The 15,562-nt window shown below is 66.2% G+C and carries 15 protein-coding genes and 1 pseudogene; 6 read left to right on the top strand and 10 right to left on the bottom strand.

Annotated features, from left to right (window positions below):
• Window positions 1–61 precede the first annotated feature (61 nt).
• The 3 genes from BLW00_RS03060 to BLW00_RS03050 form a co-directional block, all read right to left on the bottom strand.
• Entirely contained in the window at window positions 62–1,225 is a 1,164-nt protein-coding gene (locus BLW00_RS03060; protein WP_092548997.1) for a VIT1/CCC1 transporter family protein, read from the bottom strand.
• Window positions 1,226–1,583: 358 nt separating this feature from the next.
• Window positions 1,584–2,225 carry an alpha/beta hydrolase gene (locus BLW00_RS03055; RefSeq protein WP_092548994.1) on the bottom strand — a complete coding sequence of 214 codons (642 nt, stop codon included), beginning with the start codon at window positions 2,223–2,225 and terminating at the stop codon, window positions 1,584–1,586.
• Window positions 2,222–2,797, bottom strand: a complete 576-nt coding sequence (locus tag BLW00_RS03050) for a TetR/AcrR family transcriptional regulator (protein WP_092548991.1) — start codon at window positions 2,795–2,797, stop codon at window positions 2,222–2,224. The genes BLW00_RS03055 and BLW00_RS03050 overlap by 4 nt, the downstream gene beginning before the upstream one ends.
• A 133-nt stretch (window positions 2,798–2,930) precedes the next feature.
• On the opposite strand from BLW00_RS03050, the gene BLW00_RS03045 reads away from it, so the two are divergent.
• Window positions 2,931–3,872, top strand: coding sequence for an SDR family NAD(P)-dependent oxidoreductase (locus tag BLW00_RS03045; RefSeq protein WP_092548988.1), 942 nt, complete (start codon window positions 2,931–2,933; stop codon window positions 3,870–3,872).
• 32 nt (window positions 3,873–3,904) lie between these two features.
• Here the strand turns inward: BLW00_RS03045 and BLW00_RS03040 are convergent, their stop codons facing one another.
• Window positions 3,905–4,150 (bottom strand): hypothetical protein, encoded by a 246-nt coding sequence (locus tag BLW00_RS03040; RefSeq protein WP_139256602.1) that lies wholly within the window; start codon window positions 4,148–4,150, stop codon window positions 3,905–3,907.
• A 537-nt stretch (window positions 4,151–4,687) separates the two neighbouring features.
• Here BLW00_RS03040 and BLW00_RS03035 point away from each other — a divergent pair.
• Both BLW00_RS03035 and BLW00_RS03030 read left to right on the top strand, forming a co-directional pair.
• Window positions 4,688–4,972 carry a type II toxin-antitoxin system Phd/YefM family antitoxin gene (locus tag BLW00_RS03035; protein ID WP_092548983.1) on the top strand — a complete coding sequence of 95 codons (285 nt, stop codon included), beginning with the start codon at window positions 4,688–4,690 and terminating at the stop codon, window positions 4,970–4,972.
• Window positions 4,969–5,235, top strand: a complete 267-nt coding sequence (locus BLW00_RS03030; RefSeq protein ID WP_092548980.1) for a type II toxin-antitoxin system RelE family toxin — start codon at window positions 4,969–4,971, stop codon at window positions 5,233–5,235. Before BLW00_RS03035 ends, BLW00_RS03030 begins: the two co-directional genes overlap by 4 nt.
• A gap of 412 nt (window positions 5,236–5,647) precedes the next feature.
• Here BLW00_RS03030 and BLW00_RS03025 read toward each other — a convergent pair whose 3' ends face one another.
• Window positions 5,648–6,400 (bottom strand): hypothetical protein, encoded by a 753-nt coding sequence (locus BLW00_RS03025; RefSeq protein ID WP_092548976.1) that lies wholly within the window; start codon window positions 6,398–6,400, stop codon window positions 5,648–5,650.
• Window positions 6,401–6,617: 217 nt separating this feature from the next.
• Window positions 6,618–7,832 carry a hypothetical protein gene (locus BLW00_RS03020; RefSeq protein WP_092548973.1) on the bottom strand — a complete coding sequence of 405 codons (1,215 nt, stop codon included), beginning with the start codon at window positions 7,830–7,832 and terminating at the stop codon, window positions 6,618–6,620.
• A 179-nt stretch (window positions 7,833–8,011) separates the two neighbouring features.
• On the opposite strand from BLW00_RS03020, the gene BLW00_RS24355 reads away from it, so the two are divergent.
• The gene (locus tag BLW00_RS24355; RefSeq protein WP_139256601.1) at window positions 8,012–8,512 is read left to right on the top strand and encodes an RES domain-containing protein; all 501 of its coding nucleotides are present in this window, start codon (window positions 8,012–8,014) and stop codon (window positions 8,510–8,512) included.
• Window positions 8,513–9,073: 561 nt separating this feature from the next.
• On the opposite strand, the gene BLW00_RS23305 is transcribed toward BLW00_RS24355, so the two are convergent.
• On the bottom strand, window positions 9,074–9,457 hold the full coding sequence (locus BLW00_RS23305) for a hypothetical protein (protein WP_092548967.1): 384 nt from the start codon (window positions 9,455–9,457) through the stop codon (window positions 9,074–9,076).
• A gap of 87 nt (window positions 9,458–9,544) precedes the next feature.
• Here BLW00_RS23305 and BLW00_RS03005 point away from each other — a divergent pair, with 87 nt between their 5' ends.
• Both BLW00_RS03005 and BLW00_RS03000 read left to right on the top strand, forming a co-directional pair.
• Complete coding sequence (locus BLW00_RS03005; RefSeq protein WP_092548964.1) at window positions 9,545–10,123, top strand: TetR/AcrR family transcriptional regulator; 579 nt, start codon at window positions 9,545–9,547, stop codon at window positions 10,121–10,123.
• Window positions 10,124–10,478: 355 nt separating this feature from the next.
• Window positions 10,479–10,721: a hypothetical protein gene (locus BLW00_RS03000; RefSeq protein WP_139256598.1), complete on the top strand. Its 243-nt coding sequence runs from the start codon at window positions 10,479–10,481 to the stop codon at window positions 10,719–10,721.
• 228 nt (window positions 10,722–10,949) lie between these two features.
• Here the strand turns inward: BLW00_RS03000 and BLW00_RS02995 are convergent, their stop codons facing one another.
• From BLW00_RS02995 to BLW00_RS24350, 3 genes and pseudogenes are all read right to left on the bottom strand, one after another.
• A complete protein-coding gene (locus tag BLW00_RS02995) occupies window positions 10,950–12,746 on the bottom strand; it encodes a sigma-70 family RNA polymerase sigma factor (RefSeq protein ID WP_175494106.1) in 1,797 nt (598 codons plus the stop codon).
• Between the two features lie 235 nt (window positions 12,747–12,981).
• Window positions 12,982–14,739, bottom strand: a complete 1,758-nt coding sequence (locus tag BLW00_RS02990) for an SdrD B-like domain-containing protein (RefSeq protein WP_245741225.1) — start codon at window positions 14,737–14,739, stop codon at window positions 12,982–12,984.
• Window positions 14,740–14,959: 220 nt separating this feature from the next.
• Window positions 14,960–15,172: pseudogene (locus BLW00_RS24350) on the bottom strand (CPBP family glutamic-type intramembrane protease); the annotation flags it as partial.
• Window positions 15,173–15,562: the final 390 nt, after the last annotated feature.

The raw sequence follows: 15,562 nt of genomic DNA, 5'->3' as shown, positions 1-15,562 counted from the left end.
TCTTGCCCCTTCCGGCCCTATCCCGGCGGTTTCAGGGCCGTTGGGGGCAAATAGTTCGGGGTCAGCCGACGCTGGCGCCGAAGACGAGGCCCAGGGCGTAGGTGACCGCGGCCGCGCCGAAGCCGATCGCGAGCTGGCGGAGGGCGCGGCGGAGCGGCGGACCTCCCGAGAGCAGGCCGACGACTGCGCCGGTGCCGAGCAGGGCGAGCCCCACCAGACCGGCGGCCAACGCGACGGCGCCGAGTCCCGAGAGCCCGAACAAGTACGGCAGCACCGGGATGATCGCGCCCGAGGCGAAGAAGCAGAACGACGAGAGCGCGGCCTGCCAGGCCGTGCCGATCTCCTCGTGCTCGTCGGTCTCGTCGGCAGGCAGCAGCTCGGGTGCCGTGATGCCCGCATCCCCCACCCGCTGGATGCGGATGGCGGCCGTGGTGGTGGTGAGGCCGCCGAAGACGTCGCGGGCCTTCGCCTCGGCCTCGGTCTCCGACATCCCACGCGCCCGGTAGACCAGGGCCAGTTCGTTGGCGTCGACGTCGAGCCGTGGCACCGCGGTGTGCGCGTCGGGGTCGGGGGTGGATGCGGCGAGCAGCTCTCGCTGCGACCGCACCGACACGAACTCTCCCGCGCCCATCGAGAGGGCGCCGGCCAGGAGACCCGCGATGCCGGTGGCGAGCACGACGCTCGGAGCCACACCGGTCGCGCCGATGCCGAGCACGAGCGCGAGGTTGGAGACGAGGCCGTCGTTGGCACCGAACACGGCGGCGCGGAAGGTGCCCGAGAGGCGGCTGCGCCCGCGGGCGGCGAGCGCGCGCACGACCTCGCCGTGGATGCGCTCGTCGGCGGCCATCGCGGGTGTGGCGTCGGCATCGGTCTCGTAAGGCGATCGCGCTTCCGCCCGCTGCATGAGGGCGAGCACGAACACCGATCCGAAGCGCTTGGCGAGCACGGCGAGCATCCGGGTGCGCACGTCGGCGGCCCGCGGCTTGCCCACGTCGTCGCCGAGCAGTTCGAGCCAGTGGGTCTCGTGCCGGCCTTCGGCCTCGGCGAGGGCCTCGAGGATCGCGCGCTCCGGCCCGGAGCGGCGCTGCGCGAGCTCGCGGTAGACCTGCGCCTCTGCACGCTCGTCGGCGAGGTATTGGCGCCAGCGGCGGAGCTCGGCGGGCGTGGGTGTGGAGTCCGCAGTAACGGATGCGCCGGGTGCGCGAGGCGTGGGGGTGTCGTTCATGAGGCTCCTGATCGGCGGTCGGCGCAGCAGCGCTCGGCGGTGTCGATCGAAGGTCTCGTTCGCCTCGGCGCGACGCGTGGTGGTCGGACGCCGGGGTGGATTGCCGGGCCGATCGTCGTGATGGCCAGTGTGTCGACAGGTCCGCTGCCCAGAGTGCGTGGGCGCTGGAACTACTCCCCTTCGGTGACACCATTGTGGCAGCCGGGGGTGCGCATCCGGGGCCGGGAGCCACGACTCACAGTATTTCGACGCACCGAAAGAGGTGCTGGTTGCCTCGGGCGCCGTGCTCACCCTGGGTTGTCGAGCGCGGCCTGCGGGCCGCGATCCCGGCCCTGGTGGCCCTGGGGGTGGGACGGGCTCAGGGGCGGCGGCGATCGAGCCAGGTGGCGGCGAGGGTGGTCCAGGCGGCGGCCGGGTAGCCCTCCGCGAACCCGAGCCCGTGGCCACCGTTCTCGAACACGTGCACCTCGTGCGGCACCCGAGCCGTGGCGAGGGCGGCGGCGAGGGGGTAGGTGTGCTCTTCGATCGGCACGGATGCGTCTTCGGCCGTGGTCCAGAGGAAGACGGGTGGTGCATCCGGAGTCACCAGCTGCTCGAGGGAGGTCTCGCGGCGGAGTTGCTCGGAGGGATCGGGACCGAGCAGTTGGGCCCGCGAACCCGCGTGCGTGGCGGTCAGCATCGAGACGACGGGATAACAGAGCACCGCGAAGTCGGGGCGAGCGCCCTCCGGGGCATCGGGAACGAGTGCCGCGTGTCCGGCCAGATGCCCGCCGGCCGAGAACCCGAGCACGCCGACCACAGATGCGCCGTCGGCCCGTGCGGCAGTGATCGCCTCCTGAACGACCCGCAACGGGCCTGGATGCCGCGTCGCCACCGGGTACCGGATGACGCGTGCCTCCCACCCCAGCCCCCGTAGCCATTCGGCCACCGGTTCCCCTTCGTGCGGTGCGAGTGTGCTGTACCCGCCTCCGGGCAGGACGAGGATGACGGGCTTGCTCATGTGTTCACGCTAGCGTCTTCCAGACCGTCCATGACCAGTCGCAGCAACCGCATCGACCGGGCCCCGGAATCGCCGGGCGGCGTTGCGCTCAGCAAGGCCAACACCGCGATGGTCAGATCCGCGGGGTCGACGTCGGCTCGAATGCTTCCATCGGCCTCGCCGGCAGTGACGAAGCCTTCAAGGATCCCCGTGATCTTGGCCGCCGTGGGCGAGGTGGCCGCGGTCGCTGATTGCCAGGCCGCCCGGAGGGTGTCCATCATCCCCCGGGTCGCAAGCATGAATGTCACGAACTCCGACACCCACGCTCGGAGACGGGTGAGTGCATCCTCGTCACGGGTGGCCTCGAGAACGCGCACGGTGACGTCGTCGATCTTCGACTGATAGACGGCGTCGGCCAACTCGTCCCGCGTGGCGAAGTGCCGATAGAGAGTGGCCGGCCCGACGTTCGCAGCGCGCGCGATCTCGTTCATCGACACGGCCTCGCCCGCCTCGTCGGCGCGTGCGAACGCGTCCCGGGCCACCCTCACGATCAGGTCCCGGTTGCGCTTGCGGTCGGCTCGCTCCCGCGCCATCGGGGGAACATCACTAGACAAACGGAACGCACTCCTTTTACGATGTGACTACAAACGGAATGCCTTCCGTTTCATTGAGTCTATTGCAGCACCACGACCGCCGCCAGCCGGCTCGAAAGGAACATCGATCCTCATGGACGACAGAACCGTGATCGTGACCGGCGGCAACGCCGGCCTGGGCTACGAGACCGCAAGGAACATCGCCCTCAGCGACCCCGCATATCGGGTGGTGCTGGCATGCCGGAGCCGATCGCGAGGCGAAAGAGCTGCAGCGTCCCTCCGATCAGAGACCGGCAACCCGCACGTCCAGGCGATGCAGGTGGACCTGGCGTCGTTGGCGTCGGTCCGCGCGTTCGCCACCGCCTTCACCAACGAGGGTCTTCCGCCCCTTCGCGGCATCGTCTGCAACGCGGGGATCAGCGCAGCCGGTGTCGCCGGCGCCCCTCGAACCGAAGACGGCTTCGAGATGATCTTCGGCGTCAACCACCTCGGACACTTCCTGCTCACCAACCTCCTCCTGCCGGCGATGGACGATCAGGGACGGATCGTGTTCGTGACCAGCGACCTGCACGATCCACCCGCGTTCTTCCCCGCGAGGGTGCGATACGACAGTGGCGAGGCGATCGCTCACGGCAAGGCGGGCATGGCGCAGTACTGCACCTCGAAACTGTGCAACATCTACTGCACCTACGAAATGGCACGCCGCATCCGGGAACACACCGAGAAGCGGATCACGGTGAACGCGTTCAATCCCGGCGCCATGTCCGACACCGGCTTCTCCACCCCGACCGGCAATGCGCTTACGCGTGCTGCCGTGCGCGTCGTCGGCGGCATCATGGGGACCCTCATCGGCAAACAGAGCACGGCCGCCGAATCCGGGGCGGCTCTCGCCTCCCTCATCACGGGCACGTCGTTCGCGACCACGACCGGCGCCTACATCGACCGCGGTGCACCGACCGAATCGTCACCCCTGTCCCGCAACGCCGCCAATGCCCGAGAGCTCTGGCAGGCAAGCACCGCCATGACCGGCCTCCTGCCCGCAGAGACCATCTTTTCGACCAGCGGAGTCGGCTGACCCGACCATCAGTCCCGACGAATCCCCCGAATCTAGTCGTCGGTGACGCGCAGATCGTCAGGGGCCTTGTCGCCGAAGGGCTGCGACTCATCGGGGCCGCTGCGCTCGGGGGCGTAGTGCTCCCAGTCGGGTTCGCCCTCACCGGGCGAGCCGCCCGTCGGGCCGTCGTTGCCGTCTCCGGCACCGGGCCAGACCGTCTCGCCGCCCACGGCGTCGTTCGTCACGATCTCGTCCGCCTCGCCGAATGGACGGGGGTCGTCTCCCAGCTCTTCGCTCATGCGCTCATGCTCCTTCGCGGCCGACGGTTCGGCCCTCTCCCACCCCATCATGCCCGGGCCGGGAGCGGAACCCTTCATGAGGGGAAGCGGCGCGCCCCGCGACGGGTCGCGATGGGGGATTCGGACAGTCGCGGGGCGCTGTGCGGGCACATGGGGTTGTGCACCGCGGTCTTCACCGTACGGTGCCCTCATGATCGCGTGGAAGGGGGCGATGGGTGCCTTTAGGGGTGAACTCGGCAGGTCGATCGGGGGTTCAGAGCCCCGTGGATTGCGTGATGATCGGGGTGCGGGTGAGCCGATCACCTCTCCGTTCAGCATAGGAGTTCGAGGCCGAGAGATCTGTCGAGCCAGAGGTGTCGCATGACACACCGTAAGCCAGCGAACCGTGACACCGACCACCCCCGTCATCGGTCTGCGGCTTCGTCGACGTCGACACGGTCCAAGAGCGTCGGGTCGTCCCACTCTGGACGTGCGCACGCGTTGTTTAGTCTTAATTTTGGTCTGCACAGAACCGCTATTTAGGTTTATAGTGGTGTCATGCAGACATTGTCAATCTCGGCCGCGAAGGCCAAGCTGAGCGAGCTCGTCGACACGGCCGAGGCCACGCATGAGGAGTACGCGATCACCGTCAATGGCGCGCCCGTGGCCATGCTCATCGGCGTCAGCGAGTGGGAGTCGCTGCAGGAGACGGTTTATTGGCTGTCCCAGCCTGGTATCGCCGAGGACGTCGCTCAGGCCCGGCAGGAGCTGCAGGCCGGCGAGGGCTTGGGTGAGGATGAGATCCGGGCCCGGTTCGGGGTGCCGAGACGTTCCGGCCGGTGAGCTACACCGTCATCTTCTCGCCCACCGCAGCCCGGAACCTGGAGCGGATTCCGCCGCGGATCGTGCCGGCGATCATCGAGTTCGTCTACGGCGACCTTGCCGCGAACCCGCGCCGGGTCGGCAAGCCTCTCGGCCGCGACCTTGAGGGCACCTACAGTGCACGCCGCGGCCCGTACCGGGTGCTCTACGAGATCCACGACGACGTCGTGCGGGTGCAGATCCTGCGGGTCGATCACCGGGCGGACGTGTACCGACCGCAATGACACTGGACGCGCTCATCGTTGCTGCGAATCGGCATGCTGACAGGCCGGTGAATCAATGGCTTCCGCGGAGTGGGATTGCGTCGAGCTCCACGGTCATGTTCTTGTAGCCGTTCATCTTCAGAGCCAAGGAAATTCCTCTCCGAGCGGCACTCCGTGTCCGGCGGCGCAGAAACGTTACCGCGCGGACGTTGGCGAATCGGTGACGATGCCGTGTCGAACTCTGGAACTTTTTCGATCACCTCGTTCCGGGGCTGCGGGCCGCACTACGTTTTCCGAGACCCATATGTAGCTCGAGCGAAGGTAGTCCATGATGCCCCGATCGCGCGCACGTGCCGCACTTCTTCTGGCGACAACCGGGGATATCGCTCTGGCCGCCGATCAAGTAGGTGACTTCGTATCGGTAGTGAATCGATCAATTGGCCGGCGGTGACGGGAGAGATGCTCGCACAAGGGCGGCGTTCCCTTCGTCGCCGATAGAAACCGTGAACGCAGAGTTACTCGACCACGCAATCCCGAAGGGTTCGCAGAGAAATGGCAGCACCGTCCCCTGATCGATTGCCTTATTGGTGGTCAGCAGGAGAGAGCTCTGACCGCAGGTGCTGTGCTCATCAATCACTGATCGTTGCGCATCCGAAGCGTTCAAGATCACGTATGGGACATCGGATTCTTCCTTGTCTGTCACCCAAACGGCTTGACCCGTATCATTCACGCTCACCAGTGGTGTGGCGCTGGTTTGTGGAGTGGAGGCTATTGAGCCATCGGGTGAGATCACGGCGCGTTCAGTGGGAGTCGCTACATAGATCTCGTGGGTTGGGCCAACGTCAAGCGAGGCTTCGGCGCCGTTGCCAGCAAAGGTTGCCAGGCCGATGCCGCTGCTCGAGCCAGGGTCCATGCGCTTGACACTGAATTGAGTCGAGTCCGCGTCGTACGAGACGTAGGCGATGCTCTCTCCGTCGATCGCGACGCCACCCATTGCATTTTCCTCGTGCAGGATGGTGGTGCTGGATCCTGTGTCGAGACTGATCCGAAGCAGATCACCCATGATGTCACCGTTCGCCCAGGTGCTGGTGACAATCAGATCGTCACCCTGAATCACGTCGAACGAGCGAGTTTCCCACGGGGATGGCAGAGGGTCGTAATTCAGGCGGGCGTCGATGTCGCCCACCTCGTTGACGTGGACCCAGGTCTGTCCCGACCGACCCCAAATACCGCCATCACCATTTGCCGCCAGCGCGAGTGGGAACAAACCTCCCCCAGAGTCGCTCGACTGCGAAGGCCGTGCGTCCAGGACCCAATCGCCTGGCGACGCTGTAGCCTGCCCGGCACATCCGGAAATGACGAGTACCAGCCCGGCGGTCAGCAATCCGCCGCTGATAGCTCCTCTACCAGTCATTTGAGAAGCACGTGTCGTAATAGTTGAGTGGTGCGGGCATCAAGATCGCGCCACCATTAGACCACTGCCGCGGGGCACTCCACTTGTCGTGCATGCGTGAACACTTGGGGAAGAGGAATCCGCGGTCGATGTTGATCACGGTCTCAGACTGATCGCCACCGAATGGCCAGGTGACGTTCTGGTTGAGCCCCATGCAGTCGGCGTAGTTGCCCCAGTCGCCGATGCAGTCATCGTGAACGGCCTGGAACTGTGCCGAGTATGAGGTATCCGGTCTGTCAGGATTTCTTGGAGCCGCGATTGTCCACGCGTATTGGTAACCCGCGGTGAGATTCTGAGGTGACCGAACTCCGAGCTCGTGCGATAGGACACCACAGTCATCGAAGGCTCGGTTATCGTCGGCGTAGACGTTCGCCCCGCCCATGTTGGTTCCCCATTCATAGAGGTCAGCGTTCAACCAATAGCCTTGCGAGTAGTCCGGGTCATCGTCGCAGTAGCTATAGTTGCGGAGTGCGACACCGAATTCGAACCCCCACTCGGTGCTGGGCCAAAGGCTGGGTGAGTGATCGTCTGACCAGGTGATCGATTGAGTCAGCGTGGCTAACTGGAGCCACTCCCAGCAATCGCCGTTGTATCGCCACGTGCACCTGTTCAAGTTAAAAGCCTCGGCGCGCCAGTCCGAGGGGAAATATGGTGACCAGTCGTTTGCCACTGCTGCAGCGGAAGCTCCAGAAGCGGCCTGCGGAGCCTGCTCGATGTCTGCCGAGGACTGCGGCTCCGGCACAGCCTCGAGATCGAACGTACCGCTATCAGCCTCGACGGTCGTTTCGGTGATCGGCTGGTCGGATTCCACAACGCCACCGACGATTGGCGGAACGTCCGTGTTGACCGTTTCGAACAGCTCGGCTGCGTGTGTCTCAAACGTTTCGAGGGTCTCACCCTCCACGAGTACAACTTGCCCAACCCCTACATCGCCGTCGAACTTGACAGCTACCAATGTGCTGCCAAGCGTTGCGGCGACGTCATTCAAGTCTTGATATGACGGCTCGACAGCGTCTTCCGAAATGGTGATGTTGTAGAGGTCCCCATACTCCTCTACGACATCCTCAACCTCACCGGAATCGACAGTTGCAGCTACAGCGGTTGTGGGCAATAGCACCAAAACGGCGGCAATCCCAATACCCCAGAATCCCATATGCAGCTTCATGATTCCCTCCCTGTCGAAAAGTTATCGGCATCGTCCACGTGACGTGATGAACGAAAGCTGAACGCTTGATTGGCTCGCCTTCGGGCGCTGGTGTATCTCTAAACGGCTGAGTTCGCGCCCGCGCTCACCAGACGACGACGAGTCGCCTGCGGAAGAGATCGCCGCCGGCCACGTCCGCGATGTCCTGGCGGCAGCGCGCGCCTTCATCAGTGCCGGCTGAGCCGGCCACCGTCGAAGCGCCCCACCTGCTCAGCAGTGTCGAGCGCGCCGACCCGCCGCTCCGCTTTTCCCGACTGAACCCCGTCGACGCCCTCAACGCTCGGGCGGGCAACCGATTCGATGTGCCTGGCGCCGGCGTGCTCTACGGCGCGACGGCGGCCGCCGGCGCCTACGCCGAAACACTCGCAGGATTTCGCCGCAAAGCCTCCATACAACACGCCTCGCCGGCGCCGGTCTCGCGCCGTGACGCATCGAGCCTGGTCAGGTGCCCAGCGAGTGGATTGCCACGCGCCGTATCCGAACGTTCCGCGTGGCTGGTTTGCTGCCCTTCGTCGACGTGGAAGCCCCGACAACGCACACGTTCCTCACCGAGCACGCACCGGGGCTGCTCCTGCAGCACAACATCGAGAACCTCGACGTCGCTCACGTCCGCGGGCCCAACCGCCTGCTCACGCGTGTGATCGCCACTGCAGGAGACCCTGGAGTTGTATCACCTCGGGTCAATGGGTGAACGACGTGTATGTCAACGCCGGCATCGCCGCGGCCCGAGAATCGGCACACGATTCGGGGGCCCCGAGTCCGATCCCGGCGAGCATGGCTACCTCACCGGATAGATAGACGAAATGGATGCTCAACCGTCAGACTACCGAGCCCAACACCCGGCCCGGGTGGAACGCCCGAGTGCCATTTCCGTCGACCCGCGCAGCACCCGCACCCACGCAGCTCTCACTGCCGCGCTGATCTCTCTCGCGCAAGCCAAAGCCTTGCCCGAGATCACCATCAATGAAATCGTCGAGAAGGCGGGAGTGCACCAGACGACCTTCTACGGCCACTACGCCGACATCTTTGCCTTCGCGGCCGATGTCGGCACCTCCGCCCTCAGCCAGCTCACCGACGCAACCGATACGGGCCCCGACCCGATCACTCAGATGCTGGGCCGCGGGAGGCGAGGTCCGCCCGCCCGGTCTCTGGGCGCGAATCTGCGATCGGAATTCGTCCTATCGCATTCGATTGCGGGGAACCTATCGCCAGAAAAGGGCGATGGCGACATTGACCATCGCGGCGATTCCGGAACCCAGCATGAGCGGTTTCAAGGGTGCATCGTCTCTCTCGATCCGTCGGAATGTGCGCGACATTCCGAGGCCGACGGCCGAGAGAGTGAGAACCAGTACTGCGATGATCAGCTTGGTGATGATCTTCCATGTGTCGACGCCGAGGTCACCAACCTCGCGCACGGCGACTAGAGCTAGTCCGCTGACGAGGGCGACGATCGATCCGATCAGCAACGGGCGGAAGTCGAACCCGCGCTTCCATGGCATCTGAAGGATGTAGGAGCCGATGACGGCCGCCAAGCCGATGATGTGGATGAAGATCAGCGCGTAGCGAAGCACTTCGATGAATGACATCGTAGGTGGCCTTTCGGTGAGTGAACGTTTACTAACCACTAGGATCGTTGTGTAGGACATGGCCTGTCAACTTGAGGGAGCAATCGGATGAGTGCACGAGAGCGGATTCTCGATGCGGCCGCCGAGGTCATGCGGACGAAAGGTCTGGTGGAGACTACGACGCGCGAGATTGCCCGAGCGGCAGGATGCTCCGAGGCTTTGCTCTACAAGTACTTCAGCGACAAGCAGCACATCTTCACGGCGGTGCTGAAAGAGCGCATGCCGCGACTGAGCTCACCGGAAGCTCTGGTCGGCGAGGGCTCGTTCGCTGACAACCTCACGACCCTGGTGGCTGAGCTCGTCGCGTTCTATCGGGAGAGCTTTCCCATCGCCGCATCGATGCTCGGCAGCGCATCCCTGCGTGCTGCACACCGAGCCAGCGCCGGCACGACCGGCGGTGGACCTCAGGTGCCGGCCCTGATCGTGCAGCAGTACATCGAACGAGAAGTGTCCGCGGGGCGAGTCGATGCAGCCGCGGATCCGGCAGTGGCCGCGCGGGTTCTCACGGGCGCTGCGTTGTTCGAAGCGCTTCAAGCCGCCTACGCAGACGAGTCGCCGACTGACACGCGCGCTCGCGCGGTTGCGATCGTCAACACTACCCTTCACGGGCTCCTCGAGCGTCGATGAATCCCGGCTCGGGCAAGATGGTTGGCGAAGGCATGCCGAGTGTTCTCCACATTCTCGAAGAGGAGATCTCCTAGGGAGCACTTCCTGAGCCAAGTCGAAGACGTTGAGATGGTGCAGGTAGAAGGCCGTTCGCTTCACGCACGCGCCCTGCGGCCCGTTGTCGTCCCCCGGCGAGCCGTTCCGCGGCATCCACTGGCACCGCCGAACGCGAATAGCCGGACATGAATAGGTCGAGCAGATAGTCGCCCGGGCCCGTTCGGGGACTGGTTGTTAGGAGGGGCGAAGCGACGATGGCGCTGTATGGCCTGCCGGATCGATTCCGGGCCCGGCAACGGTCGCCGAGGCGCTGGGCACCGTGCTCCTCCTAGACCGGGTGGGCGTCCTGATCGACACCTACGAACTCGATGTGGACCCGCATTGCCGGGAGAACCTCGAAGGCATCCTGTTCGAGGACGACGATCACGAACTCCTCTACTCCGACGACGACACCCTCGAGGGCCCGATCCTGTCCGGCGGGGCGGTGAACCTCGACTTCAATTCTTGGTTCGTGCCTTTCCGGGATCCACCGGAGACCGCGTCATTCGCGGTAGCCGAGTAGAGGAGGTGGCGCTGGAACCTCGGTCGGGCTGTATTGAGGATGGCTTCCGTCGTGAGCTGGAGTGATGCGCCCCGCGACTGGTCGCGATTGGGGGGATCGGGGCCGCGGGGCGCTTTGCGGGCACATTTGGGGTTGTGGGCCGCGTACTCACGGTACGGCGCCAGCTCGGTGCGGAGGTAGCCGGTGGTGGGTGGCTTTCGGGGTGAACGTGATGTGTCGGCGCGGGGCTCAGGGACCCGTTGGTTGCATGACGGGTGCGGGTGCGCCGATCTTGTCGCCGTTGACGTAACGGACGATCAGTCCTGCTGGGTTCTGCAGGAGGACCGGACTCTCGGCCTCCCAGCGGCCGGTGGCATCCAGGGGGAGGGGTTCGCTTGACCAGGGCCCGTGCTCGAACCGGAACACTTTCCCGCGTTGCCCGTCGACGGTGATCGTGTAGAGGAAATGTGGGATCACCTCGGCGATCCGTGCCGACGGTGCAGGTTCCAGGAACACTCGGATGCGTTCAGTGGTGGTGGAGAGGATGCCGTCGGGATTGGTCTGAGTCGCCACGATCTCCGAGCTGCCGGGCCGGATTCCGGTGAGCGTGGCCGTCCACAGGCCTGAGGAGTTCGCGACTGTCGTCCAGGTGGAGGCTTCTCCGTCGACCACGCCGGGTTCGTCGTGGACCGGCACACGGGTGATGGTGATGACGGCGTGGGCTTGCGCGGTGCCGGCGAGTTCGGGGAATACCTCGGTGGGGCCGGCCGGCGCTGCGATCGACGGAGCCGGTAGCGGTTCTGGCGTGGGCGTGGGCGTGGGCGTGGGTGTTGCGGTGGGCGAGGGTGTCGCTGCCGGCCGCGCGGGTTGATTCTGACCGGGCGGTGGCAGGGCAGGTGTCGTCGGTTCCGGTGACGGTTCCGGTTCGGATGTCGGTGGGGGCACCGGGGTGGGTGCGGTACTCGGTCTCGGTTCAGGGGCGGTTGTGCTGGGAGCGTCGATCGGTGCGTCGGGCTGTGCGGACCCGTCGGAAGCACCGGTGCCGGCTTGCGGGGCGCCGGGGGGCATGGCTGCCGGGCCGAGCAGGAGCGCGACGGATACGCCGACGCCCGCGAGGACGAGGGCTCCTGCGCCGATCAGACCGGCGGTGAGGGTCGTGCCGGCTCCCAGCCCGCCTCCTGACGACGCCCCCGGTGTCGAGGATGTCGACACCATCGTCGCAGACAGTGGCACGGTCGCGGCAGCGGAACCGGCGGCCACAGCACCGGCAGGGTGCAGCGAGGCGGCGTAGGCGGTCGCTCCGGCGACTCCGGCGGCGAGGGGCAGGAGGATCAGCGCGAGGCGGGAGCTGATGTCGGTCGCTTCCTCGGCCACGATCTGGCAGCGTGTGCAGCCTGCCAGATGATCCTGCACCTGCTGGGTGGGGCGGCTGCCGAGTGTTCCGCGCGCGTAGGCGGGCAGCCGTTCGATGGTACGGGTGCATTCGGGTTCCGTGCCGGTGGAGGCGAGATGTTCCTTGATCCAGGCCTGGCGGAGTCCTTCCCGGGCGCGGATCGCAAGCGCCGAGATCGAGTTCGGTTTCATCCCGAGCAGCAGGCCGACCTGCCGAGGAGGCAGCCCCTCGACTTCGGTGTACCAGAGCACCTCTTGCCAGCGGGTGGGCAGCGATTTGAAGGCGTGCGCGGTGGTGGTGCGGTCGAGCGCTTCGAGCATCTCGGACTCGGTCGTAGACGGCGACTCCAACGTCTCGATGTCGTCGAGGTTGACCGTCGCGGCTCGGCGCCCCCATTTCGCGGCGACGTTCCGGACGGTGGTGAACAGGTAGGGGCGGAATCCGGCCGTGGGGCCGGCGCCGTTGCGGATGGTGGCGTAGATGCGGGAGAACGCTTCGGCGACCACGTCGTCGGCGTCCAACGAGGTGAAGGAGCGTGCGACGGTCAGTGCGGCGCCGGAGTGCCGCGACCAGAGCACGGCGAATGCGGCGCGGTCGCCGTTCCGGGTGGCATCGATCAGCTCCTGATCCGACGCCGTGTCGTGATCTCTCACCGGCCCGCCGTTCTGCGCGCACGGGGGTCTCGACGTCGTTGCATAGCCTCTCCTCGGACGATGGGCGGCTGATCCCGTCGTCCGTGCCCACGGGGGAAACGTTCCCAAAACTCCACTGTTGCTTCATCGGCTGCGCTCGCGAACAAAGGGCGGAGAAATGCATACCAGGATTAACCCAGAGTGGGGGGAAGAGCCGGTGGCTCTTCCCCCCACTCTCGGTGGTGGTGCGGGTGTGTTACGCCCGGCGGGTGCGGCGGATGATCAGCAGCACAGCGCCCGCGAGGAGGCCGAGCGCGCCGATCAGGGTCAGCCAGAGGCCGGCTCCGCCGGTGCTGGCGAGCCCGGACGGGTGCTCACCGCCGCCCGTGGGTGCGGTCGGCGGTTCCTGCGGTTCTGCCGGAGGAACCTCGCCGCAGGCCGTGTCGATGACGGTGGTGGCATCGACCGTGAGCTGGGCCTCGTTGAGGTAACCGGTGCCGTGCTCCGAGTCGGTCAGCGTGCAGTCGCCCTGCTCCTGGGTGATCGTCGTCGCGACTGTCGTGTCGACCACGACCTCGTATCGGTGGGTCTCCCCGCCGCCGATCGACTGACCGGTGACCAGCGTCTTGTTGTCGATGCCGTCGAAGTCCGGGTCGATCGCGATGTCACCGGGGGCGGTGTTGGATGCCGTCACCTGCTCGATCGTGATGTCGCCGCCGAACTTCAGCTGGTCGCCGAGGTCGTACGTGCCCTCGGCCGTGCCGGTGTTGGCCACGACCAGTTCGTAGGTCACGGTCGCCTTGCGGTCCGCATCGATCGCGGTCTGCTCGACGAGCTTCTTGTCGATCGTGATGTTGACGTTCCGATCGATGACGAGCCCCTGGTCCCAGTTCGGGTCGTCCGAATCGGGGGCCAGAGCGAACTCGGCGGTCTCACCGGTGGTGATGTCGCCGTCTGAATCGGTCGCGTCGTCGGCGCCGGCGTTCTGCACCGTGAACGTGGTGTTCGAGGTCAGAGCGTTCGGGTCGAAGGTGACCTGGTAGGTTCCCGATGCGAGGCCGGTGAAGGAGTATTTCCCGTCGGCTCCGGTCGTGGTGGTGAGGCTGACGGGGTTGCCGTCGAGATCCACACCGACCAGCTTCACGGGGAAGCCTGCGACGCCGGGTTCGCCGGCATCCTGGATTCCGTCAGCGTCGAGGTCTTCCCACACGAAGTCGCCGATCGACGATTCGATGATCCTGATCTCACGCGACGCAGGGCCCACAGCCTGGGTGACACCCTGAGCACGGCCGGAGGTCGTGTTCTCGTAGATGTCGCCGCCATCGTTGTCGGTCGGCGTCATCAGGATGTCGATCGACAGCTGGTCCGCCGGCACGAAGGCGCCGGGCCGCAGGAATCGCAGTCCGGTCACATCGGCTGCCGCGGCCGGGCAGTCGGCGGCGGTGCCGTTGCCGGACACCACTGCTCCTCCGCTGATCGCGTCACACCACACCGTGGCGCCCGTCGCACCGTTCGATGCGTGGTCGGGGTCGGCGTTCAGGCCGGCCGGGTCGGCTGCGGTGTAGAGCATGGTGATGCCCGTTCCCGCCGCGATCGTGGCCGAGGTGAAGGTGAGGTCACCCGCGAAGCTCGTCGTGCCGATGCCGTTGGCCGGCAGCACGTCGATCACGTCGACATCCGACACCTCGACCGGGGAGTCGATGTTGGCGAAGTCCACCGTCCAGGTCAACGTTCGCGGCGTCTGCACGCCGTCGGGGTTGATCTCGACCAGCGGACGCGGCGTCGACTTGTCGATCTTGACACCGGTGGGCAGAACCAGCTGGATCTGCGCCTCGTCGTCGCGCACGGAGGCGGGCGACGGGTCCTGCGGCGAGCTCACGAGCGTGGTGTTGGTGTACACCGCGTTGCGGGCGGTCGCCAGGATGTCGACCGTGTAGACGATCGGGTCGATCGCCGCGTTGACCACGAGGTCGCCCAGATCCCACTTGACGTAAGTGCGGCTCGGTGGGCACACCAGTTCCGATCCTGCCGGAGCGCCGGCCTGCACGAGCGCCGTGGCATCCCGCGTCCGGACCGTTCCGGTTCACGCGCAGCAGCAGGTAGCCGTACCCGACGTAGACCGCGATCATCAGCACCTGGAACCAGAACGGTGCCGCCCCGGGCGAGTTGATCTGCATCCAGTCGTCGGCCGCGTGCAGCAGCGCGAGCGGCCAGATTGATCCCACGACGAAGTGGGCGGCGCCGAGGCAGAATCCGAAGGCGGCCGAGGTGAGGATCTGCCACAGCGTGTCGTCGAGGTTCGCCCCGAACAGCAGGGCGTTGCCGATGTGGCCGAGCCCGAATACGCCCCCGATGATCCAGGCCGCCGCGTGATCGCCCACCGGGCGTGCCAGTTGCAGCGCGACCCCGCGCGCAGCGAGCTCTTCGGAGACGCCGACGCTGAGCATCACGAGAGCGCTGCTGAGGAGGGCGGCTGGAGTGCCCGCGATGCCCGGCACGAGGTAGACCAGCATCAGAGCGAGCAATGGGAGCAGCCAGAGCCACCGCCGGGGCCGGCCCACCGTGGTGACGCCCCCCGAGCGCAGCACTCCGAATACGGCGCCGATCCCGAGGAGCACGAGAGCGCCGATCGCGTTCACGAGGAAGGCGCCGAGGCCGGGGAACCAGTCCGGCTGCAGGGCGAGATCGGGTGTCACGCCGAGCCCGTAGACCACCGCCTGCCAGAGCACCATCGCGCCGACCCCCGCGCCGACCGGATGCCGCCCCGCCCACATCCGGGCCCTCTCGCGCGTGCTCATGCGCCCGAGGATACCGCCGGCGGGTGTCGTGCCGTTCGC

Origin of the sequence: Herbiconiux ginsengi (genome assembly GCF_900107435.1) — a bacterium.
Taxonomy (GTDB): domain Bacteria; phylum Actinomycetota; class Actinomycetes; order Actinomycetales; family Microbacteriaceae; genus Herbiconiux; species Herbiconiux ginsengi.
Note: the sequence above shows the minus strand (reverse complement) of the source record. Positions and strands in the feature narration are given on the sequence as shown.

Excerpts from the sequence above, each read along its gene's own strand:
- BLW00_RS03035 (WP_092548983.1), top strand. The coding sequence starts at position 4,688 with ATGCAGACATTGTCAATCTCGGCCGCGAAGGCCAAGCTGAGCGAGCTC.
- BLW00_RS24355 (WP_139256601.1), top strand. The coding sequence starts at position 8,012 with ATGTCCTGGCGGCAGCGCGCGCCTTCATCAGTGCCGGCTGAGCCGGCC.
- BLW00_RS03050 (WP_092548991.1), bottom strand. The coding sequence starts at position 2,797 with ATGGCGCGGGAGCGAGCCGACCGCAAGCGCAACCGGGACCTGATCGTG.
- BLW00_RS03045 (WP_092548988.1), top strand. The coding sequence starts at position 2,931 with ATGGACGACAGAACCGTGATCGTGACCGGCGGCAACGCCGGCCTGGGC.
- BLW00_RS03020 (WP_092548973.1), bottom strand. The coding sequence starts at position 7,832 with ATGAAGCTGCATATGGGATTCTGGGGTATTGGGATTGCCGCCGTTTTG.
- BLW00_RS03040 (WP_139256602.1), bottom strand. The coding sequence starts at position 4,150 with ATGAGCGAAGAGCTGGGAGACGACCCCCGTCCATTCGGCGAGGCGGAC.
- BLW00_RS03055 (WP_092548994.1), bottom strand. The coding sequence starts at position 2,225 with ATGAGCAAGCCCGTCATCCTCGTCCTGCCCGGAGGCGGGTACAGCACA.
- BLW00_RS03005 (WP_092548964.1), top strand. The coding sequence starts at position 9,545 with ATGAGTGCACGAGAGCGGATTCTCGATGCGGCCGCCGAGGTCATGCGG.
- BLW00_RS03060 (WP_092548997.1), bottom strand. The coding sequence starts at position 1,225 with ATGAACGACACCCCCACGCCTCGCGCACCCGGCGCATCCGTTACTGCG.
- BLW00_RS23305 (WP_092548967.1), bottom strand. The coding sequence starts at position 9,457 with ATGTCATTCATCGAAGTGCTTCGCTACGCGCTGATCTTCATCCACATC.